24 protein-coding genes and 1 tRNA gene are annotated in these 21,385 nt (G+C 40.2%); 21 read left to right on the top strand and 4 right to left on the bottom strand.

Annotation, left to right across the window (positions count from 1 at the left end; translation table 11 throughout):
• The first annotated feature begins 15 nt into the window (after positions 1-15).
• From V470_04955 to V470_04945, 3 genes are all read left to right on the top strand, one after another.
• Positions 16-1,017, top strand: coding sequence for a sortase (locus V470_04955; protein ID AHZ47777.1), 1,002 nt, complete (start codon positions 16-18; stop codon positions 1,015-1,017).
• A 75-nt stretch (positions 1,018-1,092) separates the two neighbouring features.
• On the top strand, positions 1,093-1,965 hold the full coding sequence (locus V470_04950) for a sortase (GenBank protein ID AHZ47776.1): 873 nt from the start codon (positions 1,093-1,095) through the stop codon (positions 1,963-1,965).
• 77 nt (positions 1,966-2,042) lie between these two features.
• Complete coding sequence (locus V470_04945) at positions 2,043-3,137, top strand: ferrochelatase (GenBank protein AHZ47775.1); 1,095 nt, start codon at positions 2,043-2,045, stop codon at positions 3,135-3,137.
• Positions 3,138-3,177: 40 nt separating this feature from the next.
• On the opposite strand, the gene V470_04940 is transcribed toward V470_04945, so the two are convergent.
• Entirely contained in the window at positions 3,178-3,558 is a 381-nt protein-coding gene (locus V470_04940; protein ID AHZ47774.2) for a mechanosensitive ion channel protein MscL, read from the bottom strand.
• A 79-nt stretch (positions 3,559-3,637) separates the two neighbouring features.
• Entirely contained in the window at positions 3,638-4,075 is a 438-nt protein-coding gene (locus V470_04935) for a sugar translocase (protein ID AHZ47773.1), read from the bottom strand.
• A gap of 122 nt (positions 4,076-4,197) precedes the next feature.
• Between V470_04935 and V470_04930 the strand changes: the two genes are divergently transcribed.
• The 4 genes from V470_04930 (at position 4,198) to V470_04915 (ending at position 7,314) form a co-directional block, all read left to right on the top strand.
• The gene (locus V470_04930) at positions 4,198-4,710 is read left to right on the top strand and encodes a queuosine transporter QueT (GenBank protein AHZ47772.1); all 513 of its coding nucleotides are present in this window, start codon (positions 4,198-4,200) and stop codon (positions 4,708-4,710) included.
• Between the two features lie 105 nt (positions 4,711-4,815).
• Positions 4,816-4,888 (top strand) — tRNA-Thr (locus V470_04925).
• A gap of 357 nt (positions 4,889-5,245) precedes the next feature.
• Positions 5,246-6,322, top strand: a complete 1,077-nt coding sequence (locus tag V470_04920) for an aspartate-semialdehyde dehydrogenase (GenBank protein ID AHZ47771.1) — start codon at positions 5,246-5,248, stop codon at positions 6,320-6,322.
• 56 nt (positions 6,323-6,378) lie between these two features.
• The gene (locus V470_04915; GenBank protein ID AHZ47770.1) at positions 6,379-7,314 is read left to right on the top strand and encodes a dihydrodipicolinate synthase; all 936 of its coding nucleotides are present in this window, start codon (positions 6,379-6,381) and stop codon (positions 7,312-7,314) included.
• Positions 7,315-7,360: 46 nt separating this feature from the next.
• Here V470_04915 and V470_04910 read toward each other — a convergent pair whose 3' ends face one another.
• Together V470_04910 and V470_04905 are read right to left on the bottom strand one after the other, a co-directional pair.
• Positions 7,361-8,734, bottom strand: a complete 1,374-nt coding sequence (locus V470_04910; protein ID AHZ47769.1) for a tRNA modification GTPase MnmE — start codon at positions 8,732-8,734, stop codon at positions 7,361-7,363.
• Positions 8,735-8,868: 134 nt separating this feature from the next.
• On the bottom strand, positions 8,869-9,051 hold the full coding sequence (locus V470_04905; GenBank protein ID AHZ47768.1) for a 4-oxalocrotonate tautomerase: 183 nt from the start codon (positions 9,049-9,051) through the stop codon (positions 8,869-8,871).
• A 122-nt stretch (positions 9,052-9,173) separates the two neighbouring features.
• Between V470_04905 and V470_04900 the strand changes: the two genes are divergently transcribed.
• From V470_04900 to V470_04830, 14 genes are all read left to right on the top strand, one after another.
• A complete protein-coding gene (locus V470_04900) occupies positions 9,174-9,764 on the top strand; it encodes a thymidine kinase (protein ID AHZ47767.1) in 591 nt (196 codons plus the stop codon).
• A complete protein-coding gene (locus V470_04895) occupies positions 9,761-10,840 on the top strand; it encodes a peptide chain release factor 1 (GenBank protein ID AHZ47766.1) in 1,080 nt (359 codons plus the stop codon). Before V470_04900 ends, V470_04895 begins: the two co-directional genes overlap by 4 nt.
• Positions 10,840-11,676, top strand: coding sequence for an SAM-dependent methyltransferase (locus V470_04890; protein AHZ47765.1), 837 nt, complete (start codon positions 10,840-10,842; stop codon positions 11,674-11,676). The genes V470_04895 and V470_04890 overlap by 1 nt, the downstream gene beginning before the upstream one ends.
• Positions 11,660-12,262, top strand: a complete 603-nt coding sequence (locus V470_04885; GenBank protein ID AHZ47764.1) for a tRNA threonylcarbamoyl adenosine modification protein — start codon at positions 11,660-11,662, stop codon at positions 12,260-12,262. Before V470_04890 ends, V470_04885 begins: the two co-directional genes overlap by 17 nt.
• A gap of 1 nt (position 12,263) precedes the next feature.
• Positions 12,264-12,695, top strand: a complete 432-nt coding sequence (locus V470_04880; GenBank protein AHZ47763.1) for a GNAT family acetyltransferase — start codon at positions 12,264-12,266, stop codon at positions 12,693-12,695.
• Between the two features lie 49 nt (positions 12,696-12,744).
• Positions 12,745-14,001: a serine hydroxymethyltransferase gene (gene glyA / locus V470_04875; GenBank protein ID AHZ47762.1), complete on the top strand. Its 1,257-nt coding sequence runs from the start codon at positions 12,745-12,747 to the stop codon at positions 13,999-14,001.
• Positions 14,002-14,008: 7 nt separating this feature from the next.
• Positions 14,009-14,983 (top strand): nucleoid-associated bacterial family protein, encoded by a 975-nt coding sequence (locus V470_04870; GenBank protein ID AHZ47761.1) that lies wholly within the window; start codon positions 14,009-14,011, stop codon positions 14,981-14,983.
• Positions 14,983-15,585, top strand: coding sequence for a Pneumococcal vaccine antigen A (locus tag V470_04865; GenBank protein AHZ47760.1), 603 nt, complete (start codon positions 14,983-14,985; stop codon positions 15,583-15,585). Before V470_04870 ends, V470_04865 begins: the two co-directional genes overlap by 1 nt.
• A gap of 86 nt (positions 15,586-15,671) precedes the next feature.
• Entirely contained in the window at positions 15,672-16,646 is a 975-nt protein-coding gene (locus V470_04860) for a hypothetical protein (GenBank protein ID AHZ47759.1), read from the top strand.
• A gap of 74 nt (positions 16,647-16,720) precedes the next feature.
• The gene (locus V470_04855; protein AHZ47758.1) at positions 16,721-18,079 is read left to right on the top strand and encodes an RNA methyltransferase; all 1,359 of its coding nucleotides are present in this window, start codon (positions 16,721-16,723) and stop codon (positions 18,077-18,079) included.
• Between the two features lie 309 nt (positions 18,080-18,388).
• Positions 18,389-18,817, top strand: a complete 429-nt coding sequence (locus tag V470_04850; protein AHZ47757.1) for a GNAT family acetyltransferase — start codon at positions 18,389-18,391, stop codon at positions 18,815-18,817.
• Positions 18,818-18,873: 56 nt separating this feature from the next.
• Positions 18,874-19,482, top strand: coding sequence for a peptidase S51 (locus V470_04845; protein ID AHZ47756.1), 609 nt, complete (start codon positions 18,874-18,876; stop codon positions 19,480-19,482).
• A gap of 177 nt (positions 19,483-19,659) precedes the next feature.
• The gene (locus V470_04840) at positions 19,660-20,403 is read left to right on the top strand and encodes an abortive infection protein (GenBank protein ID AHZ47755.1); all 744 of its coding nucleotides are present in this window, start codon (positions 19,660-19,662) and stop codon (positions 20,401-20,403) included.
• A 154-nt stretch (positions 20,404-20,557) separates the two neighbouring features.
• Entirely contained in the window at positions 20,558-21,364 is an 807-nt protein-coding gene (locus tag V470_04830) for a multidrug transporter (protein AHZ47754.1), read from the top strand.
• Positions 21,365-21,385: the final 21 nt, after the last annotated feature.

Below are 21,385 nucleotides of genomic sequence, written 5' to 3'. Positions count from 1 at the left end.
CAAGTGGTTTGACCGATGAAAATCAAGCGTGAGAAACCCAAAAGGAGTTTGTCTAGGCGTCTGGTACTTGCTGTAGATGCATTGATGAATCATATCTTGCTCCTCTTGACAGCCTTAGTCTTTCTCTTTGGTTTCTACGCCCTCTGGGATGCCAATCAGGTTTATTCTCAGGCTTCATCAAGTGAGTATGAGGCCTATAGACCTGTTAGTACCAGTGAGAAGGATGAGCTTGCTAGTTTTTCTGGCTTTCACAAGCTACAGCAAGTCAATCCAGAGGTTCTCGGTTGGATCAATGTCTATGGCACCAATATCGACTATCCCTTAGTTCAAGCCAAAGACAATGAAAAATACCTGAACAAGGATTCCAAGGGAGAATTTGCAGCTACAGGGGCTATTTTCCTTGAGGCTCGAAATGAATCCAAGTTCGAAGACTTTAATACCATCATCTACGGACACCATGTAGAAAATGGGGTTATGTTTGGAGATGTAGCAAAGTTTTCTGATAAGGAATTTTTTGACCAGCATCGCTACGGCAGTATTTACTATAATGGCGTTGAAAAAGGTCTTGAAATCTTTGAAATGCTCGAGGTGGACGCCTATGACTTTAACATCTACGATCCAGGTATTAATGGGGATGATCGGCGCCAAGAATATATCGATCACTTACTCTCGGTTGCCATTCACAAACGAGACATTACACTGGGGCCAAATGACCATATCATCCTTCTCAGTACCTGTTTCCTAGACGTAACAAATGGGAGACATATCGTAGTTGCCAAGATTACGGATACGGTTCCAAAGAACACCTTCCATACGAAAAAATCAAAACCATTTCCTTACAGCGTCTTTGATGATTCGTCGCTCGGACGATTTCTCTCATCGATTCCTTTGTGGATATGGTATATCATCTTATTTATCTTGCTCTTGCTATTGATCTTCTTGCTCATCATCCTCTACTTGATCTTGCGTCGTAGAAGAGAAGCAAAGGAAGAAGGGGCAGATACCATTACTGACTAAACTACCAATAAAAGAGAAAGGGACAGCCTCTCTTGCTCTTTTATTTTCAAGGCTAGAAAGGAGAAAGAAGGAAATATGAAAACAAGTACAAGTCGCGAAGCCATAAAGGCCATTCTATCCCTCTTTCTAGCTTTTTTCTGTCTTTTTACAGCTGATAGAGCTCTTGCGAGCGACTACGATCATTATAATCCCATTGAAAAGGATGCCAGCAGTACGGGCTTTGAAACCTTGCAACACCTCAACAAGGATGTTTGTGGTTGGATTAGCCTCGATGGGACCAAGGTAGACTATCCTCTCTTACAGAGTCAGGACAATGTCAAATACCTTGACCGCAATGCCTTTGGCGATTATACTGTGTCAGGTTCTATATTCCTAGACTATCGTTTTAACCCAAATTTTACGGACTTTAACACCATCATTTATGGTCACTCCATGGCTTCTGGTGCTATGTTTGGGGAGATTCAAAAATTTGCGGATCAAGATTTTTTTGAAAAGCATCGCTATGGCTCTATCTATTATAACGGCCGTGAACGAGGGCTTGAGATATTTGGAATTTTAGAAGTAGATGCCTATGACACGGAGATTTACCGAACTTTGAGTTCCAACGATGAGGAACACCAGGCCTACTATCAATATTTGCTAAGTAAAGCCAAGTACAAGCGAGATGTTTCCTTGACCTCAACGGACAAGATTGTTTTATTAAGCACCTGTTTCCTTAATATTACCAACGGACGGCATATCCTCTTAGCTAAAATAACGGATGCACCAGTAAAAGCAGCCCAGGATAAAAGTGGGGAAGCAGTAGGGACGCGGTATTTCGATCAAGGCCTACCAACGCATTGGATTTATATCCTTGCCTTTCTTCTCCTGATTATCGTTATTTTACTCCTTGTCGTTATCATCCTAATCATAAGGCGAGATAGAAAGACAAAAGAACAAAAGAAATAGTAGACGTCGGAAGCGTTTACTATTTTTTTCTTTCATGATAGAATAGATAGTGAAAATAATATCATAAGGATGATAACATGAAAAAAGCTATATTAATGATGACCTTTGGATCTCCAGAGGAGATTAGTTTTGAAGGAGTAGCAGAATTTTTTACAAATATTCGTCGTGGTGTTAGACCCCAAGACCACGAGATTCAGACTCTCTATGACAACTATGTCCTTATCGGTGGGACGCCCTTGCAGCGGATTACACGTGAGGAGGTTGATTTAGTCAAGGAACGTTTAGGCGAGGAGTACGGTATCTACTTTGCCAATAAGTTTTCTCGGCCCTTTATCCCTGATGTGATCAAGCAGATGGAGTCTGATGGTATTGAAGAATGTATTTGTTTGATTTTGGAACCTCATTATTCTTTTTACTCAGTCATGGGGTATGAAAAGTTTCTGGAAAGCCAACAGATCCGATTTTTAGTAATTAAGGACTGGTATCAACAACAGGCTTTGCTGGACTTCTGGACTGATGAGATTAGCAAAATTTTACGAAACCATGTGGGAGAAGAATCTTTCAAGGTAATCTTTTCAGCACACAGTGTTCCCATTTTTGCCTTAGACTATGGAGATCCATATATCGATCAAATTTTCGATAATAGCAAGCTAATCGCTGAACAACTCGGCCTAACAGCCGACCAGTATACCAATACTTGGCAGAGCGAAAGTGATATTGGAATCCCTTGGATCAAGCCAGACGTTTTAGAATATTTACGAGAACAAAAGCAACATCCCGAGCATTATATTTTTGTCCCGATTAGTTTTATCAGTGAGCACATCGAAGTCTTGTTCGATAATGATGTGGAATGTTATGAGTTGTGTCAAAAATTAGATGTCACCTACCATCGTCCACCTATGCCCAATACGGATAGCCGTTTAATTGACGCTTTAGTTGCTACTGTAAGAGCCAATGAAGACAAAGAATTTAAAGCTTTTCTCCCAGAAGAAGAAACTTTTGATGAGTTAGCACCTTCGGCAACTACCAAGGACATCATGGAGGAGACAGACGACCTTCAGATGCCAGAATTTGTCAAAAAACTCATTGAGAAAAAAGGTCGTGAAAATGTGAAGATGCCTTACTTGATTAAGAAAATGCTCGAAAAGGCTGGGAAGTTACCAAAAGAGTAAAGAAAAAGGATTTAGCTTTAAGCTAGATCCTTTATCTGTTTTATTTTTTCTCAAGAAGAGCTTTGATTTCTTGAAGAACTTCAAGTTCAGTTGGAGCAGCAGGTGCTTCCTCAACCACTTCCTCTTTCTTACGAAGGTTTTGAGCTTTTTCAATACCTTTGATAACGAAGAAGAGAACTGTACCCACAACAAGGAAGTTGATAACAGCGCTCAAGAATTTACCATATGTAACACCATTCCATGCAAGCTCAGCGATGTTTTGTACTTGCGCAGCTTCCAAGGCTGGGTTCAATAGGAGTGGAGTGATGATATCATTAACAAATGAAGTAACGATAGCACCAAAAGCAGAGGCAATGATCACACCGACAGCAAGGTCAACGACATTACCACGAAGCAAGAATTCTTTAAGATCCTTTAACATTTTCATAAATTCCTTTCCTAATTTTCTAATTTATTATATCCTAAATTGTGACAAAAAGCAACTTGAACGCTTAAAGCGGTCAGTTGTCCCTTTTAAAAATATAGATTTTACTGAAAATATAGTTTAAAATGATGATCAAAATTTGTGCTAGGATAGTTTCAATCATATTAACCCTATCTATATTATATTCAACAAACTGGCCAATAACATCAGGAAAGGTTGTAACAAAGATATAAGTTAAAAGAAGGTCCAGTCCAAGAGTAGAGAGACGAGCTAAGAAAAACTTAGCCAGGCGAGTCGGCCAATTCCTTCTCACTTGTTTAAAGACGATTGTATCATTTGTGAGAAAGGCGAAGAGAATCCCAATAATATTTGCGAGGGCAGTTGCGAGGAATTCCTGGTGGCTGATATGGTAAATAACCAAACGTGATGAAATAGAAACCAGAGTAGTAGCACCACCAAAAAATAGGTAGGAGAGAATCTCGTTATCAAAGAAAGCTTTTATTAGTCTTTTCATGATTTTAGTATAGCATAAAGCGGGCTAATGTGCTATACTAGTAAGGTTGATAACCTCAACCCTTGGTGCTTAGCTTCTTTCACCAAGCATATTTTACGCGGGAAACCGCCAAAGGAGAAAACATGAAAAAATTAACTGTTCGTGACATGGCAGATATTGCCATTGTTGCTGCTATTTATGTAGTTTTGACTATTACGCCACCAATCAATGTTCTTAGTTTTGGGGCGTATCAGTTCCGTATTTCAGAAATGTTGAATTTCTTGGCCTTTTACAACCCTAAATATATCATCGGTGTGACAATTGGATGTATGATTGCTAATTTATTTAGTAGTTTTGGCCTAATAGATGTCTTTGTCGGTGGAGGTTCTACCCTAGTTTTCCTTAGTCTAGGGGTATTGCTCTTTGCAAAATACAGCAAAGATTACCTCTTTAACGGATTGATTCGAAAAGATCATTTCTTCTTTTCAATCCTCTTCTCCATTTCAATGATTACCATTGCAGCTGAACTCCATATCTTGACAGAAGCTCCCTTCTTCTTCACATGGTTCTCTACTGGAATTGGTGAGTTTGCATCACTTATAGTGGGAGCGATTTTGATTGGTAAATTGGGACAGCGAATCGATCTAACAAAATAAGAAGTTTATAAGCTAGATTCTTGCTAAATCTAGCTTTTTTCATTCCATAAAATTAAAAGAGAGCGCTTGACAAGAACATAGAACTATAGTATACTTTTTAGGTAAGCTGATTTAGCTCAGTTGGCAGAGCGCATCCATGGTAAGGATGAGGTCGCCGGTTCAATCCCGGCAATTAGCATGATAGAAACAAAATGACCTTGGGAGACCAAGGCTTTTCTTATACCTCTATGAAAATGAAGCCCAAGAGTTTTGGATGTTGACAAAAGTGACTCTATCTAGTAGAATAGTAGATGCGATGAGTCGATAGGCAGTCTTCGGACTGCTATTGAGCATAAGGAGGTCATAACGCAGGAGCGGACCTTGATGAGTTGTGTGAACCTGCTCATCACATGAAGATGCCTCTTAGTCCCTGGTCAATGACTAGGGATTTTTAATTTTCAGAAAATATAACCCAAAAATGCTTTTCAATTTCTGGAAAAAGTAGTATAATACATCTATTATAGAAATTTTTAGAAAATTCCGAAAGAGGTTATTTATGGGATATACAGTTGCTGTAGTCGGCGCGACAGGTGCTGTCGGAGCTCAGATGATAAAAATGTTGGAAGAATCAACACTTCCAATCGATAAAATTCGTTACCTTGCTTCTGCACGTTCAGCAGGCAAAACTTTGAAATTTAAAGACCAAGATATTACGATTGAAGAAACAACTGAGACAGCCTTTGAGGGTGTTGATATTGCACTCTTCTCAGCAGGTGGTTCGACATCAGCTAAGTATGCACCATACGCAGTTCAAGCTGGGGCAGTAGTAGTAGATAACACATCTTATTTCCGTCAAAATCCAGATGTTCCTTTGGTTGTTCCAGAGGTCAATGCTCATGCACTTGATGCCCACAACGGAATCATTGCCTGCCCTAACTGTTCAACAATCCAAATGATGGTGGCTCTTGAGCCTGTTCGTCAAACATGGGGCTTGGATCGTATCATCGTTTCAACTTACCAAGCAGTCTCTGGTGCAGGTATGGGAGCGATTCTTGAAACACAACGTGAACTTCGTGAAGTCTTGAATGATGGTGTGAATCCACGTGATTTGCATGCGGAAATCTTGCCTTCAGGTGGTGACAAGAAACACTATCCTATCGCCTTTAACGCTCTTCCGCAAATCGATGTCTTCACAGACAATGATTACACTTACGAAGAGATGAAGATGACCAAGGAAACGAAGAAAATCATGGAAGATGACAGCATCGCAGTGTCTGCAACATGTGTTCGTATTCCAGTCTTATCAGCTCACTCTGAGTCAGTTTATATCGAAACAAAAGAAGTGGCCCCAATCGAAGAAGTGAAAGCAGCTATCGCAGCCTTCCCAGGTGCAGTTCTTGAAGATGATGTAGCTCATCAAATCTATCCACAAGCCATCAATGCAGTTGGTTCACGTGATACCTTTGTTGGTCGTATCCGTAAAGACTTGGATGCAGAAAAAGGAATCCACATGTGGGTTGTTTCAGATAACCTTCTCAAAGGTGCTGCCTGGAACTCAGTTCAGATTGCAGAAACGCTTCATGAACGTGGATTGGTTCGTCCAACAGCTGAGTTGAAATTTGAATTAAAATAGTCATATCGTTTAGGAGTTCAGATGAACTCCTTCTTTGAAATAGAGAGGTGTTTCTCATGTCTTATCAAGATTTAAAAGAGTGTAAAATCATCACGGCCTTTATTACCCCTTTCCATGAGGATGGCTCCATCAACTTTGATGCCATTCCAGCCTTGATTGAGCATTTATTGGCCCATCACACAGACGGCATTCTTCTAGCTGGAACGACTGCTGAGAGTCCGACCTTGACCCACGATGAGGAGTTGGAACTCTTTGCGGCTGTACAAAAGATTGTTAATGGACGTGTTCCTTTGATTGCGGGTGTAGGTACCAATGATACACGTGACTCGATCGAGTTTGTCAAAGAAGTAGCAGACTTTGGTGGCTTCGCTGCTGGACTTGCGATCGTACCATACTACAACAAACCTTCTCAAGAAGGCATGTATCAGCACTTTAAAGCTATTGCAGATGCATCAGATTTACCTATTATCATTTATAACATTCCAGGGCGTGTAGTTGTTGAATTAACTCCAGAAACCATGCTTCGCTTGGCTGACCACCCAAATATCATCGGTGTTAAAGAATGTACCAGCTTGGCTAATATGGCTTACTTGATTGAGCACAAGCCAGAAGAGTTCTTGATTTATACAGGTGAAGATGGAGATGCCTTCCATGCCATGAACCTTGGTGCGGATGGGGTTATTTCTGTTGCCTCCCATACAAATGGAGATGAGATGCACGAGATGTTTACTGCCATTGCAGAAAGCGATATGAAGAAAGCTGCAGCTATTCAGCGTAAATTCATTCCTAAAGTCAATGCCCTCTTCTCTTATCCAAGTCCTGCTCCAGTTAAGGCGGTCCTTAACTATATGGGATTCGAAGCTGGACCAACTCGATTACCTCTAGTTCCAGCACCAGAAGAAGATGCTAAACGCATTATCAAAGTTGTCGTAGATGGCGACTACGAAGCAACTAAGGCAACTGTAACAGGTGTCCTTAGACCAGATTACTAATAAAGACAATAAAATCCATGACCGCAAGAAGGATCATGGATTTTTCTTATTTTCCTAAACAGAATTGGCTAAAGAGTTGGGTGATGAGTTCATCAGGTGCGGCATCTCCAGTGATTTCTCCGAGAATTTCCCAAGTACGGGTCAAGTCAACTTGAAGCAAATCAACTGGCATCCCCAGTTCCAGCCCTTCATTAACAGCTTGTAAGCTTTCAACGGCCTTTTCAATCAAGGAAATATGACGGGCATTAGATAGGTAAGTAGCATCTTGCTCGACCAAACCAGCATTTTCAAAGAAGAGATTGTTGATGCGCTCTTCAATCTTATCGATGTTTTGGTTTTTAAGAACTGAAATACGGATGACATCTTCAGGTAGTTCCGAAGTTTCAATCGCTTCAGGCAGATCAGTTTTGTTAAGCAGAATAATGCGGTTGGTATCTTGGCTGATTTCTAATAGTTGGCGATCTTGGGAGGTCAGTGGCTCACTGGCATTTAATACTAGTAGTACCAAGTCAGCTTCCTTGAGGGCTTTTCTCGAACGCTCAACACCGATCTGCTCCACGATATCATCTGTTTCTCGAATACCAGCTGTATCAATCAATTTGAGAGGAACACCATTGATGTTGACGTATTCTTCGATAACATCTCGTGTCGTACCAGCGATGTCTGTAACGATGGCCTTGTCCTCACGCAAGAGGTTGTTGAGGAGGCTCGATTTCCCAACGTTGGGACGTCCGATGATAGCAGTTGAAATTCCCTCACGAAGGATTTTACCACGACGAGCTGTTCTAAGGAGATTGGTTAGCAATTGCTCAAACTCCATAGTTTTCTCACGGACGACTGCAGTAGTAGCTTCCTCAACATCGTCATACTCAGGATAGTCGATATTGACCTCAACTTGGGCAAGTGTATTGAGGATTTCTTGGCGAGTATTATTAATGAGGTCAGAAAGAGAACCGTCCAATTGTTTGACTGCAATATTCATGGCCTTGTCTGTCTTGGCGCGGATGATGTCCATCACCGCTTCAGCCTGTGTCAAATCTACACGACCGTTTAGAAAGGCGCGCTTGGTAAATTCACCAGGTTCAGCCAATCGAGCTCCTTCACGGATAGCTAACTGGAGAATCTCATTGGTTACCGCAATCCCACCGTGAGTGTTAATCTCGATAATATCCTCACGAGTGAAGGTCTTTGGAGACTTCATAGCTCCAACCATAACCTCGTCCATGACCTTACCAGTTTGAGGGTCAGCGATATGTCCGTAGTTGAGAGTATGGCTTGCAACCTTGCTCAAGTCTTTTCCTTTAAAAATCTTTTGGGCAATAGCAAAACTATCTGTTCCGCTCAGGCGGACAATACCAATGGCTCCTTCACCTAGTGGAGTAGAGATAGCAGCGATGGTATCAAATTCACGTGTAATCATACTAATTCCTTTTGTATTTCTTTTCTTTGGATATGTATCCAAGCATCTCTTCAAATTGTAACAAAATTAGACTATTTCTTCAATGGATGCTACTTGGAGATTGAAAAAGCCTAAGCAATTCTGCTTAAGCTGGTTTATTTGGTGCGCATTTCTCCTTGAGGAAAGTAGGTTCCTTCTGGCATGTCGTTGATGATGACATGAACGGCTGATTGAGGGGCTCCAGTGTTACGGACAACAGCTTCCGTTACTTCCTTAGCAAGAGCTTTCTTTTGCTCGAGCGTGCGACCTTCAAATAAATCGATGCGTACAAATGGCATAATAGCTTCCTCCGCTAGTTTTTGATTTCTTCTATTTTACCACATTTTGCCGTTTAAAGCTTCAGAAAATTATGATATACTAGAATGTAGCAAAAATTTAGAAATGGACGTGAAATAGAAGCATGGCACAGTTGTATTATCGTTATGGGACCATGAACTCTGGTAAGACGATTGAGATTCTCAAGGTGGCCTATAACTACGAGGAGCAAGGAAAGGGAGTTGTGATTATGACTTCGGCTCTGGATACGCGTGACGGTGTTGGCTATGTGTCGAGTCGAATCGGCATGAAACGCCCAGCCATTGCGATTGAGGAAACGACAGATATCTTTGGCTATATCCGAGACTTACCTGAAAAACCTTACTGTGTGTTGGTCGATGAGGCCCAGTTTCTCAAGCGTCACCATGTTTACGACCTAGCTCGTGTTGTGGACGAGCTAGACATACCTGTCATGGCTTTTGGTTTGAAGAATGACTTTCGCAATGAATTGTTCGAAGGTTCCAAATACCTCTTGCTCTTAGCAGACAAGATTGACGAAATCAAGACCATTTGTCAGTACTGTAAGAAAAAGGCGACTATGGTGTTGCGTACGCACGATGGTGTGCCAGTCTATGATGGTGAACAAATTCAAATCGGTGGCAATGAAACCTATATCTCAGTCTGCCGTAAACATTATTTTGCCCCTGAAATCAATAAGGAGAATGAGGAAAAATGAACATCTATGATCAACTACAAGCTGTAGAAGACCGATATGAAGAATTAGGAGAATTGCTCAGTGACCCTGATGTGGTATCTGATACCAAACGTTTCATGGAATTGTCCAAAGAAGAAGCTTCCACTCGTGACACAGTAACAGCCTACCGTGAGTACAAACAAGTCCTTCAAAACATCGTCGATGCTGAAGAAATGATTAAGGAATCAGGTGGAGATGCGGACTTGGAGGAAATGGCCAAGCAAGAACTCAAAGATGCCAAGGCTGAAAAAGAAGAATACGAAGAAAAACTCAAAATCTTGCTCCTTCCAAAGGATCCAAACGATGATAAGAACATCATCCTTGAAATCCGTGGAGCTGCTGGTGGAGACGAAGCAGCGCTCTTCGCTGGAGATTTGCTAACTATGTACCAAAAGTATGCGGAAGCCCAAGGCTGGCGCTTTGAAGTCATGGAAGCTTCTATGAACGGTGTGGGTGGTTTCAAGGAGGTGGTTGCCATGGTTTCGGGTCAATCTGTATACTCTAAACTCAAGTACGAATCAGGTGCCCACCGTGTTCAACGTGTCCCTGTGACAGAAAGCCAAGGCCGTGTTCATACCTCAACTGCCACAGTCCTTGTCATGCCTGAAGTGGAAGAAGTAGAATACGATATTGATCCAAAAGACCTTCGTGTTGACATTTACCACGCATCTGGTGCTGGTGGACAGAACGTCAATAAGGTTGCAACTGCCGTGCGTATCGTTCACTTGCCAACCAATATCAAGGTTGAAATGCAGGAAGAACGTACCCAGCAGAAGAACCGTGAGAAAGCCATGAAAATCATCCGTGCGCGTGTTGCTGACCATTTTGCTCAGATTGCTCAAGATGAACAAGACGCTGAGCGTAAGTCTACTATCGGTACTGGGGATCGTTCAGAGCGCATCCGTACTTACAATTTCCCACAAAACCGTGTCACAGACCACCGTATCGGCTTGACCCTCCAAAAACTAGATACCATTTTGTCTGGTAAATTGGATGAAGTTGTGGATGCCTTGGTTCTTTATGACCAAACACAAAAATTAGAAGAATTAAACAAATAATGAAATTAGCTCAATTATTTTCAGATTTTGAAGTAGAGTTGATAAGACAAGGAGAGGAAGCTGAAAGCCTCTCTTTTGTCTATCGTAGCCTGAAAAATCTCTCTTTTACGGACTTTGTTTTTACCCTTCAACAGGAAGTAACGGAAGAGGAAGAAGTTTTTGTTAAAGGAATTTTCCAGCAGTTAGCAACTCACAAACCAGCTCAGTATATCATCGGACAGGCAGATTTCTTTGGAATGCAGTTAAAAGTGGATGAGCGAGTTTTGATTCCTCGTCCAGAAACAGAAGAGTTGGTGGAACTTATCCTCACAGAAAATCCTGAGGAAAGTCTTAATATTCTAGATATCGGGACTGGAAGTGGTGCCATAGCTCTTGCATTAGCAAAAAACAGACCAGATTGGTCAGTAACAGCAGCAGATATTTCCCAAGCCGCCTTAGAGCTTGCATCAGAGAATGCTAAAAATCAAAATCTTAATATATTTTTTAAAAAATCTGATTGTTTTGCAGAAATTTCTGAAAAATATGATATAATTGTATCCAATCCACCCTATATCTCTCGTGAAGATGAGTCAGAGGTTGGTTTGAATGTTTTGCATTCAGAACCTCATCTAGCTCTCTTTGCAGATGAGGATGGCCTAGCTATTTACCGCAGAATTGCGGAAGATGCAAAAGACTATCTCACAGATGGTGGTAAGATTTACCTTGAAATTGGATACAAGCAAGGTCAAAGTGTTCCTGCGCTTTTTAGGAAACATCTTCCTGAAAAACGGGTACGAACACTCAAGGACCAATTTGGTCAAGATAGGATGGTTGTGGTTGATGATGGACAGGATTAGACAAGAGTTGGAAAAGGGCGGAGCTGTTGTTTTGCCTACAGAGACAGTTTATGGTCTCTTTGCTAAGGCCTTAGACGAAAAAGCTGTCGACCATGTTTACCAACTCAAACGTCGTCCTAGAGATAAGGCACTCAATCTTAATGTCGCTTCTCTAGAGGACATCTTGCACTTTTCAAAGAATCAGCCAACTTATCTAGAAAAAATTGTAGAGGCCTTTTTACCGGGTCCCTTGACCATTATCCTCGAAGCCAATGACCGAGTTCCCTATTGGGTCAATTCTGGTCTTTCAACGGTGGGATTTCGGATGCCGAGTTATCCCATTACACTGGATTTGATTCGAGAGACAGGACCCTTGATTGGGCCGTCTGCCAATATCTCGGGTCAGGCGAGTGGAGTGACCTTTGCTCAAATTCTAGAGGATTTTGACCAAGAGGTTTTGGGTCTGGAGGACGACGCTTTTCTAACTGGACAGGATTCGACTATTTTGGATTTGTCTGGAGACAAGGTGAAAATCTTGCGCCAGGGGGCGATTAAGCGAGAAGATATTCTTGCTCGGTTGCCAGAGATTTCTTTTGAGGAGGAATGAGATGCTAAGAGATTTGCAAGAAACAGATGTGAATGCTATATGTGAGATTAACCAAGAGGCTTTGGGTTATTCTTTTAGTCCAGAGGACACAGCTAGTCAACTAGCTAGACTGTCTCAGGATTCTCATCATTTCCTACTTGGCTATGAGGATGAGGTCAGCCATGTCCTACTTGGATATGTCCATGCTGAAGTTTATGAATCCCTCTATTCCAAAGCAGGATTTAATATTTTAGGCTTAGCAGTTTCGCCTCAAGCACAAGGACGAGGTATCGGTAAAAGCTTACTGCAAGGGTTGGATCAAGAAGCAAAAAGACGGGGTTATGGGTTTATCCGCTTAAACTCTGCTGATCATCGTCTGGGAGCTCATGCATTTTATGAAAAAGTTGGTTATACTTGTGATAAAGTGCAGAAACGGTTTATTCGCATCTTTTAGTATAATTTCTTAAACTAAAGGACCAGTCACACTATAAAGGAGAAGACCTATGATTTTTGATAAAGACGATTTTAAAGCATACGATGCTGATCTATGGAATGCTATTGCCAAAGAAGAAGAACGCCAACAAAACAATATCGAGTTGATTGCTTCGGAAAACGTGGTTTCCAAGGCTGTTATGGCAGCTCAAGGGTCTATCTTGACAAACAAATATGCCGAGGGTTACCCAGGACGTCGTTATTATGGTGGAACCGATGTAGTAGACGTGGTAGAAACTCTAGCTATTGAACGTGCAAAAGAAATTTTCGGTGCTAAATTCGCCAATGTCCAACCTCACTCAGGAAGCCAAGCCAACTGTGCAGCATATATGGCTTTGATTGAGCCTGGTGACACTGTAATGGGAATGGATTTGGCAGCAGGTGGACACTTGACCCATGGAGCTCCAGTTAGCTTCTCTGGACAAACTTACAACTTCGTTTCTTATAGTGTGGATCCTGAAACGGAACTTTTGGACTTTGATGCTATCTTGAAACAAGCCCAAGAAGTAAAACCTAAACTAATCGTAGCAGGTGCTTCAGCCTACTCTCAAATTATTGACTTCTCAAAATTCCGTGAAATCGCAGATGCTGTTGGGGCTAAGCTTATGGTCGATATGGCCCATATCGCTGGTTTGGTGGCAGCTGGACTTCATCCAAGCCCAGTACCATACGCTCATATCACTACAACAACGACCCACAAAACTCTTCGTGGACCACGTGGTGGCTTGATTTTGACAAATGATGAGGACCTAGCTAAGAAAATCAACTCAGCTATTTTCCCTGGTATTCAGGGTGGTCCTTTGGAGCATGTTGTGGCGGCTAAGGCGGTTTCCTTCAAAGAAGTTTTGGACCCAGCCTTCAAGGAATATGCTGCCAATGTTATCAAAAACAGCAAGGCTATGGTTGAAGTCTTCTTGCAAGACCCTGATTTCCGTATCATCTCAGGTGGTACTGAAAATCACCTCTTCCTAGTGGATGTGACTAAGGTTGTAGAAAACGGAAAAGTTGCTCAAAACTTGCTGGATGAGGTTAATATTACCCTAAATAAAAATTCAATCCCTTACGAAACTTTGTCACCATTCAAGACAAGTGGAATTCGTATCGGAGCAGCAGCCATCACTGCACGTGGATTTGGTGAAGAAGAAAGCCGTAAAGTGGCTGAACTCATCATTAAAACTCTTAAAAATGCAGAAAATAAGGCTGTCTTAGAAGAAGTGAGAAGTGAAGTCAAAGCGTTGACAGATGCCTTCCCGCTATACGAGGACTAATACTTTTATGGACATTTATATTAAGAAAGCCATTATCCATCAGTTCAGCCCAGATGATACCGAGCTGTTTCTAGCGGATAAATTTCTCAATATCACTCCAAAAATCGAAGAATACCTGCGCAAAAAAATCGAACGTGTGTATTCAGATGAAGCTAAGACTGGGATTTTCGAAGAAGAAAATCCCTTCTTCAATCATATCACGGATGATTTGTTGGAGACATCAGTAACACTGGCTAATCTCTGGAAAGAGGAGTTTAGCATTTCTGAAAATCTCAAGACCAATGACTTGATTTTTGTTCAGTTTTCTAAAGAAGGCGTTGAGCATTTCGCTTTCTTGCGAATTGCCCTGCGGGAAACCTTGATTCACCTTGGAGGAGAAGTTGATAACCCAATCAAGCTAACTCAGAATAACCTTCCTGGATTTGGAACAGGGGCTGATGAGGCCTTGGTGGTTAATCTTCAAAGTCGCAAGTACCATCTCATCGAAAAACGCATCAAGTATAATGGGACTTTCTTAAATTATTTTTCAGAAAATCTCCTAGCTGTTGCTCCTAAGATTTCACCAAAGAAATCCATCAAGGAACTGGAAAAAACGGCCCAGAGAATTGCAGAGTCCTTTAACACGGATGATTTTCAATTTCAATCCAAGGTCAAATCAGCGATTTTCAACAATCTTGAAGAAAACAATGAGTTGTCTCCTGAGAAATTGGCTAACGACCTTTTTGATAATAATCTGACAGCTCGCTTGAGCTTTATCGACCAAGTCAAGGAAGCCGTACCAGAACCAGTCCAGTTCGATGAAATTGATGCTAGTCGCCAGCTCAAGAAATTTGAAAACCAAAAACTCTCCTTGTCAAATGGAATCGAGCTCATCGTTCCCAATAACGTCTATCAAGACGCAGAATCGGTCGAGTTTATCCAAAATGACAATGGAACCTATTCTATCTTAATCAAAAATATCGAGGATATTCAAAGTAAATAATGTTTAAATTTATAAGAAGAGTGCTTGTGCTAGCAGTCTTCCTTTTCGCAGGATACAAAGCTTATCATATCCATCAGGATGTTAAACAAGTCATGACCTACCAACCCATGGTTCGAGAAATCTTGAGTGAAAGAGATACCCCAGCCAATGAAGAGTTGGTGCTCGCCATGATTTATACCGAAACGAAGGGAAAAGAGCGGGATGTCATGCAGTCTAGTGAGTCTGCTAGTGGCGCTACCAATACCATCAAAGACGATGCCTCTAGTATTCGTCAAGGGGTACAGACTCTAACAGATAACCTCTATTTGGCACAGAGCAAAGGAGTAGATGTCTGGACCGCCGTTCAAGCCTATAATTTTGGACCTGCCTATATCGACTTTATCGCTCAAAATGGCAAGGAAAATACTCTGGCATTAGCCAAGCGTTACTCCCGAGAAACGGTCGCTCCAATCCTTGGAAATACTACTGGGAAGACCTACACCTATATCAACCCTATTTCTATCTTTCACGGAGCCGAACTCTATGAAAATGGTGGAAATTATTACTACTCGAGACAGGTTCGCTTCAATCTCTATATCATGAAATTCTTTAATTTCTTCTAAGCATCTGGTTTGACCAGGTGTTTTTCACTATAAGTTTTCTTTAAGATTGTTTTATTACCCTAGAAAGGTAAAGGAGGGAATATCCCATGAGAAAGAAATTCTTTCTAACAAGTGCTGCAATTTTGTGGGCCGCAACAGCTATGACGAGTGTCCACGCAGCAACCGATGTTCAAAAAGTAATTGATGAAACCTATGTACAACCCGAATATGTCCTAGGTTCTTCTCTATCTGAAGACCAGAAAAATCAAACTCTTAGCAAACTTGGCTATGACGCATCAAAAGACACCAAAGATATCAAAACTATGACACCTGATATCTATTCGAAAATTATGAATGTGGCTAATGATGCTAGTCTACAACTCTATTCATCAGCTAAGATTCAAAAGCTAGGTGATAAGTCGCCTCTAGAGGTCAAGATTGAAACGCCTGAAAATATCACCAAGGTGACTCAGGATATGTACCGTAACGCAGCGGTGACGCTGGGAGTGGAGCATGCAAAAATCACAGTTGCAGCACCTATTCCAGTTACAGGAGAGAGCGCTCTTGCAGGGATTTACTACTCGTTAGAAGCCAATGGTGCCAAAGTACCGCAAGCCAATAAAGACTTGGCTCAAGAGGAGCTAAAAGCCTTATCAGATATTAATGCTGAAAACAAGGACAAGTCAGGCTACGATGCCAATAAACTCAATGTCGCTTTGGCAGATATCAAGGCAGGAATCGCAAAAGCAAAAGAAGCCAAAGGCAATCTGACAGAAGAAGATGTCCGCAAAATCGTTGAAGACACGCTAAAAAACTACAAACTCGATCAGGTTATAACAGGAAACCAGGTCAATATCATCATCAATTTTGCCCTTAACCTCTCAAAGAGTGACATTTTGAACAATGCTGATTTCACTAAAACCCTAAACGACCTCAAGGAAAGCATTGTATCCCAAGCTGGAGATAGCTTCAAAAATATCAACCTCAACTTTGATGCCAATAAAGCGCTAGAAGACGGGGGCAACTTCTTTAGCTCCCTTTGGCAAGCCATTGTCAACTTCTTCAAGAGTTTTGGTGCTTAGGTCATTTCATGATATAATAGATGGTAACAGAAATGTTGCCGTCTTTTTTTATCGGCCGATAGAAAGTGAAAAATATGTTAAAGAAAAATGATATTGTAGAAGTTGAGATTGTTGATTTGACCCATGAAGGTGCTGGGGTTGCTAAGGTAGATGGTTTGGTTTTCTTTGTAGAAAATGCTCTACCAACTGAGAAAATCCTCATGCGAGTCCTTAAAGTCAATAAAAAGATTGGCTATGGGAAGGTTGAAGAATACCTTACACATTCTCCGCATCGTAACCAAGACCTTGATCTAGCTTATCTACGCTCAGGTATCGCTGATTTGGGGCATCTTGCCTATCCAGAGCAGCTTAAGTTCAAAACCAAGCAAGTCAAAGACAGTCTCTACAAGATAGCTGGCATTACCGATGTAGAAGTTGCTGAAACGCTTGGTATGGGAAATCCTGTCAAATACCGAAATAAGGCTCAGGTGCCCGTTCGTCGAGTGAATGGTATCTTGGAAACTGGCTTTTTCCGTAAAAATTCGCATGACCTCATGCCCCTTGAAGATTTCTTTATCCAGGATCCTGTCATTGACCAAGTCATAGTAGTTCTACGCGATTTGCTTCGTCGTTTTGATTTAAAACCTTATGACGAAAAGGAGCAGTCTGGCTTGATTCGAAATCTTGTGGTGCGTCGTGGTCACTATTCAGGACAAATCATGGTTATCTTAGTGACTACACGTCCTAAAGTTTTCCGAGTGGAGCAGTTGATTGAACAAGTTATCAAGCAGTTCCCAGAGATTGTGTCTGTCATGCAAAATATCAACGATCAGAGCACCAATGCGATTTTTGGCAAGAAGTGGAAGACTCTTTATGGTCAAGACTATATTACGGACCAGATGTTGGGAAATGACTTCCAAATCGCTGGCCCAGCCTTTTACCAGGTCAATACTGAAATGGCAGAGAAGCTTTATCAGACAGCTATTGATTTTGCAGGATTAAAAGTAGATGATGTGGTGATCGATGCTTATTCTGGTATTGGAACGATTGGCCTTTCTGTTGCGAAACATGTTAAGGAAGTCTATGGAGTTGAGGTCATCCCAGAAGCAGTTGAGAATAGTCAGAAGAATGCTACATTAAACAATATTACAAATGCACACTATGTCTGCGACACAGCTGAGAATGCCATGAAGAATTGGCTCAAGGAAGGTATCCAACCAACCGTTATCTTGGTTGATCCTCCACGTAAGGGATTGACTGAGAGCTTTATCAAAGCAAGCGCTCAAACAGGAGCAGACCGCATTGCTTATATCTCTTGTAATGTCGCAACCATGGCGCGTGATATCAAACTCTACCAAGAATTGGGTTATGAATTGAAGAAAGTCCAGCCGGTGGATCTGTTTCCACAGACGCATCACGTGGAGTGTGTGAGTTTGTTAGTGAAACGTAGTTAAACCTCAAAAGGTTCACCCAAACCTTTTGAGTCCCACAAACGCATCATGTTGAGGCGGTATCACTGCTTGTACGAGCTGAAGCATCAGCGAAGTAGGAGTAGATGCTCCGCCCATGGGATAGGACTCGTAGAATGAGGAGGGAAACCGACGAAATGATACGGTAAGTCCGAACCGCTGAGTGCATGGCTCTGCTCTTCCGATCTGAGACAGTCGAAAAGTAGAAGGGGATGGTATTGGTATCAATCAATGAGTAACAAAGTAACAGCGTGATTCGAAACATTTGCTTGTAATTTCCGGAGGAACATCAATATGGATGGAATAACAAAAGATTCTATAAAAACGGCTAAACTAATAAAACAATTATGGCCCCAATTGACCGATAAAGAAGCTTTTGATGAAGTAAAAAAATATACGAATGGCAAAAATACTGCAATCTTTACTGAAGTTGAAGGTAACACAATTGTAGGTCTAGCATTATGTTCCCTCAGATTTGATTATGTTGAAGGTTGTAAATATAGTCCTGTTGGATTCTTAGAAGGGATTATTGTCGATGAGGAATATCGTTTAAAGGATATTGCTAAAAATCTCTGTACAAAATGTGAGGAATGGGCGAAAAATAAAGGATGTAAGGAATTTGCAAGTGACTGTACTTTAACGAATACGGATTCTATAAGATTTCATCTCAATATTGGATTTCAGGAGGCAAGTAGAATTATTCATTTTAAGAAAAAATTATAATTTAGAAACGTGAATAAACTTGTTAAACTTTATGTATCTTTAGAAAGTGTGTTAACTTGAAAGAACAAATTTTTTTGATGGGTGGGAATCCCCCAATAACGAAATATAGCATTGTTGATAAAATTGTATTATCAAGCAAGTTTGAAAGAATTGTTATTTTTACAGTTTATCGAGAAAATTGGCAACCCTATATGAAAAAGTACACGGAAGTTTTCCAAAGTCAATTTCCTAATCTAAACACTGATTACTTACTTTTGGACACTGAGCAGATTGATTTTGATAGCTATTTAGATGCTGATCTAATCATCATTGGTGGAGGAAATACGGAAAAATATATAGCTACTTATGTCAATCAGGAGTTCAAAAATTATATTGATTATATGCTTAATAAAGGGGCAAAAGTTATAGGATTTTCTGCAGGAGCCCTATTATTAGGAGAAAAAGTCTATGTCTCACCTAATGATAATTCAGATCATCAGATAAAGATAAAAAATGGATTAGGACTCTTTAGTCAGTTTTTAATTAGTGTCCATTATGATTCCTGGAATGATAAAGCTAATAAGGATAGAGCAGAAGAACTCGTCAGTGTTCCCATAATTCCACTAAATGATCATTCCTGTCTTGTATTGGATAGACTTGGAAACATTATTGAGAAAATTGACTAGTTTTAATCATGCGAATCTGAATTTACGAAACTAAGGTATTGACGAAATGAATAATGAAAAGCCTTGATTGTAAGGCTTTTTTGTGTTTTTATGATAGAATATAGGTAGTTATAATCGAGAGCAACTAAGAAGCAGTAAAAATATTATTCATAAAATAATCAAGATAAGGGCGATAAAATGACAGAAATTGACAAAAAGAATTTAAAAAATTATCTTTATTGTACATTTGGAATTACTTATATATCTTGGGGGCTTCTTGCTATATTTACACAATCTTATATTTTGGGATTAGAGACATTTATAGGAAGAATATTACATATAGTTGGTGCACTTGGACCAGCTATTGCAAGTGGCTTTTATTTAAAAAGTAATAATATAAAATTTAAACATTTTTTGTTTAATAAGATAGAAAATAGCAGTATTTATTTCATTTATCATATGTTAGCAATTTTGATACTATTTTCTGTATCTTCCTTAGAATTAAACGGAGTATCAATTTATCTGATGCCATTATTCTTTATACAACTAATTTTTTTTGGTGGTGGACATGAAGAATTAGGATGGAGAGGAATATTACAACCATTACTTGATAAAAAATATACTTATTGGCAATCTAATTTGATTGTAGGATCAATTTGGGGAATATGGCATCTGCCTTTATGGTTTATAGTTGGAGAAAGTCATCAAGGATTTCCTTTTATTTTATTTTTTATATATACATTATTTTTAAGTTTTGTTTTAGGGCTTCTTTACCGTCAAACGAAATCTGTGGGATACTGTGTATTATTTCATGCATTCGCAAATTTGTTAAATCTCTATTTTGTGTTAAAAATTAATCTTATTTTTATTATCATTTTTATTGGTTATTTGATTTATACTATATTGGCGAGTAATAGAATTAGTAAGGAAACAACATTTTAAAATTTAGATCAGGATATCCATTATTGAAAGTAACGTGTGGTCATTCTAGATAATCAATGTTAGAGACTTTTCTATTTGATGAGACATCACTGCTTGTACGAGCTGATTAAACATGGGTGTAGCTAGTGAAAGTTCTACAGTAAGGAGTTTAAACATGAAATTCCATGAATTTGGTGATAAGAATTTGCCTCCTATTTTACTGATACATGGTGGTGGAAGTTCTTGGTGGAATTATCTTCGTCAAGCACGAATCTTGTCAGAAGAATACCGTATTATTCTACCCACTTTGAATGGCCACGGCGAGGAATATCAACTTGATTATGTTTCTACTGAAGATTCTGCTTTGGAGATTCTAGACTATATCAAAGCAAACTGTGGTGGGAAATTGTTTGCAATCGGTGGTGTTTCACTTGGTGGTCAAATTGCCATGGAGCTTTTGTCTTTAGACAGTGAAATTGCTGAGAAGGCCATCATAGATGGAAGCCTCTGCATTCCTCAACCAAGGTTAGCTAAAATCAGCATCTTTCTAGTGTCTCTATTTGGTAAACTGATGTTCAATAAATTCTCTTGCAAAATTCAGTTAAGCATGATGAACAAACTCTATCCTAAACTGGCTTATCCAGAGGAAATAAAAGCTTATTATTTGGAGGATTTGCCAAGGACGCCTATCAAAACATTGGTGACCATTTACAAAAACTATATGGGATGTTACAAGCTGAAAGATATGATTTCTGCTAGCAAGGCTCAGGTTCTGTATATCTATGGTGAAAAAGAATTGAACTGTGTGAAAGAATCAGCGAAATTATTTCATCAGCTACATTCAAATACAATTTTGTATGAAGCAAAGGGCTATAACCACGGCTATTTATCAGCTTATCTGCCTTATGAATGGATTGATTTGGTGGTGCCATTTTTAAAGAGTGACTCATTAGAAATGTGTAACGAATCTGATATGCCATAAGGAGGAAACGGATGCTAGGAG

The sequence above is a fragment of the Streptococcus sp. VT 162 genome (genome assembly GCA_000688775.2).
Taxonomy (GTDB): domain Bacteria; phylum Bacillota; class Bacilli; order Lactobacillales; family Streptococcaceae; genus Streptococcus.
The sequence above is the reverse complement of the archived record's forward strand: the minus strand, read 5'-3'. Positions and strand labels throughout refer to the sequence as shown.

What these genes read in the sequence shown, in the direction of transcription:
- V470_04855 (AHZ47758.1), top strand. Translation starts at nt 16,721, where the DNA reads ATGTTAAAGAAAAATGATATTGTAGAAGTTGAGATTGTTGATTTGACC.
- V470_04900 (AHZ47767.1), top strand. Translation starts at nt 9,174, where the DNA reads ATGGCACAGTTGTATTATCGTTATGGGACCATGAACTCTGGTAAGACG.
- glyA (AHZ47762.1), top strand. Translation starts at nt 12,745, where the DNA reads ATGATTTTTGATAAAGACGATTTTAAAGCATACGATGCTGATCTATGG.
- V470_04910 (AHZ47769.1), bottom strand. Translation starts at nt 8,734, where the DNA reads ATGATTACACGTGAATTTGATACCATCGCTGCTATCTCTACTCCACTA.
- V470_04930 (AHZ47772.1), top strand. Translation starts at nt 4,198, where the DNA reads ATGAAAAAATTAACTGTTCGTGACATGGCAGATATTGCCATTGTTGCT.
- V470_04935 (AHZ47773.1), bottom strand. Translation starts at nt 4,075, where the DNA reads ATGAAAAGACTAATAAAAGCTTTCTTTGATAACGAGATTCTCTCCTAC.
- V470_04895 (AHZ47766.1), top strand. Translation starts at nt 9,761, where the DNA reads ATGAACATCTATGATCAACTACAAGCTGTAGAAGACCGATATGAAGAA.
- V470_04880 (AHZ47763.1), top strand. Translation starts at nt 12,264, where the DNA reads ATGCTAAGAGATTTGCAAGAAACAGATGTGAATGCTATATGTGAGATT.
- V470_04890 (AHZ47765.1), top strand. Translation starts at nt 10,840, where the DNA reads ATGAAATTAGCTCAATTATTTTCAGATTTTGAAGTAGAGTTGATAAGA.
- V470_04840 (AHZ47755.1), top strand. Translation starts at nt 19,660, where the DNA reads ATGACAGAAATTGACAAAAAGAATTTAAAAAATTATCTTTATTGTACA.
- V470_04905 (AHZ47768.1), bottom strand. Translation starts at nt 9,051, where the DNA reads ATGCCATTTGTACGCATCGATTTATTTGAAGGTCGCACGCTCGAGCAA.
- V470_04850 (AHZ47757.1), top strand. Translation starts at nt 18,389, where the DNA reads ATGGATGGAATAACAAAAGATTCTATAAAAACGGCTAAACTAATAAAA.
- V470_04945 (AHZ47775.1), top strand. Translation starts at nt 2,043, where the DNA reads ATGAAAAAAGCTATATTAATGATGACCTTTGGATCTCCAGAGGAGATT.
- V470_04950 (AHZ47776.1), top strand. Translation starts at nt 1,093, where the DNA reads ATGAAAACAAGTACAAGTCGCGAAGCCATAAAGGCCATTCTATCCCTC.
- V470_04870 (AHZ47761.1), top strand. Translation starts at nt 14,009, where the DNA reads ATGGACATTTATATTAAGAAAGCCATTATCCATCAGTTCAGCCCAGAT.
- V470_04865 (AHZ47760.1), top strand. Translation starts at nt 14,983, where the DNA reads ATGTTTAAATTTATAAGAAGAGTGCTTGTGCTAGCAGTCTTCCTTTTC.
- V470_04940 (AHZ47774.2), bottom strand. Translation starts at nt 3,558, where the DNA reads ATGTTAAAGGATCTTAAAGAATTCTTGCTTCGTGGTAATGTCGTTGAC.
- V470_04915 (AHZ47770.1), top strand. Translation starts at nt 6,379, where the DNA reads ATGTCTTATCAAGATTTAAAAGAGTGTAAAATCATCACGGCCTTTATT.
- V470_04885 (AHZ47764.1), top strand. Translation starts at nt 11,660, where the DNA reads ATGATGGACAGGATTAGACAAGAGTTGGAAAAGGGCGGAGCTGTTGTT.
- V470_04920 (AHZ47771.1), top strand. Translation starts at nt 5,246, where the DNA reads ATGGGATATACAGTTGCTGTAGTCGGCGCGACAGGTGCTGTCGGAGCT.
- V470_04860 (AHZ47759.1), top strand. Translation starts at nt 15,672, where the DNA reads ATGAGAAAGAAATTCTTTCTAACAAGTGCTGCAATTTTGTGGGCCGCA.
- V470_04955 (AHZ47777.1), top strand. Translation starts at nt 16, where the DNA reads ATGAAAATCAAGCGTGAGAAACCCAAAAGGAGTTTGTCTAGGCGTCTG.
- V470_04830 (AHZ47754.1), top strand. Translation starts at nt 20,558, where the DNA reads ATGAAATTCCATGAATTTGGTGATAAGAATTTGCCTCCTATTTTACTG.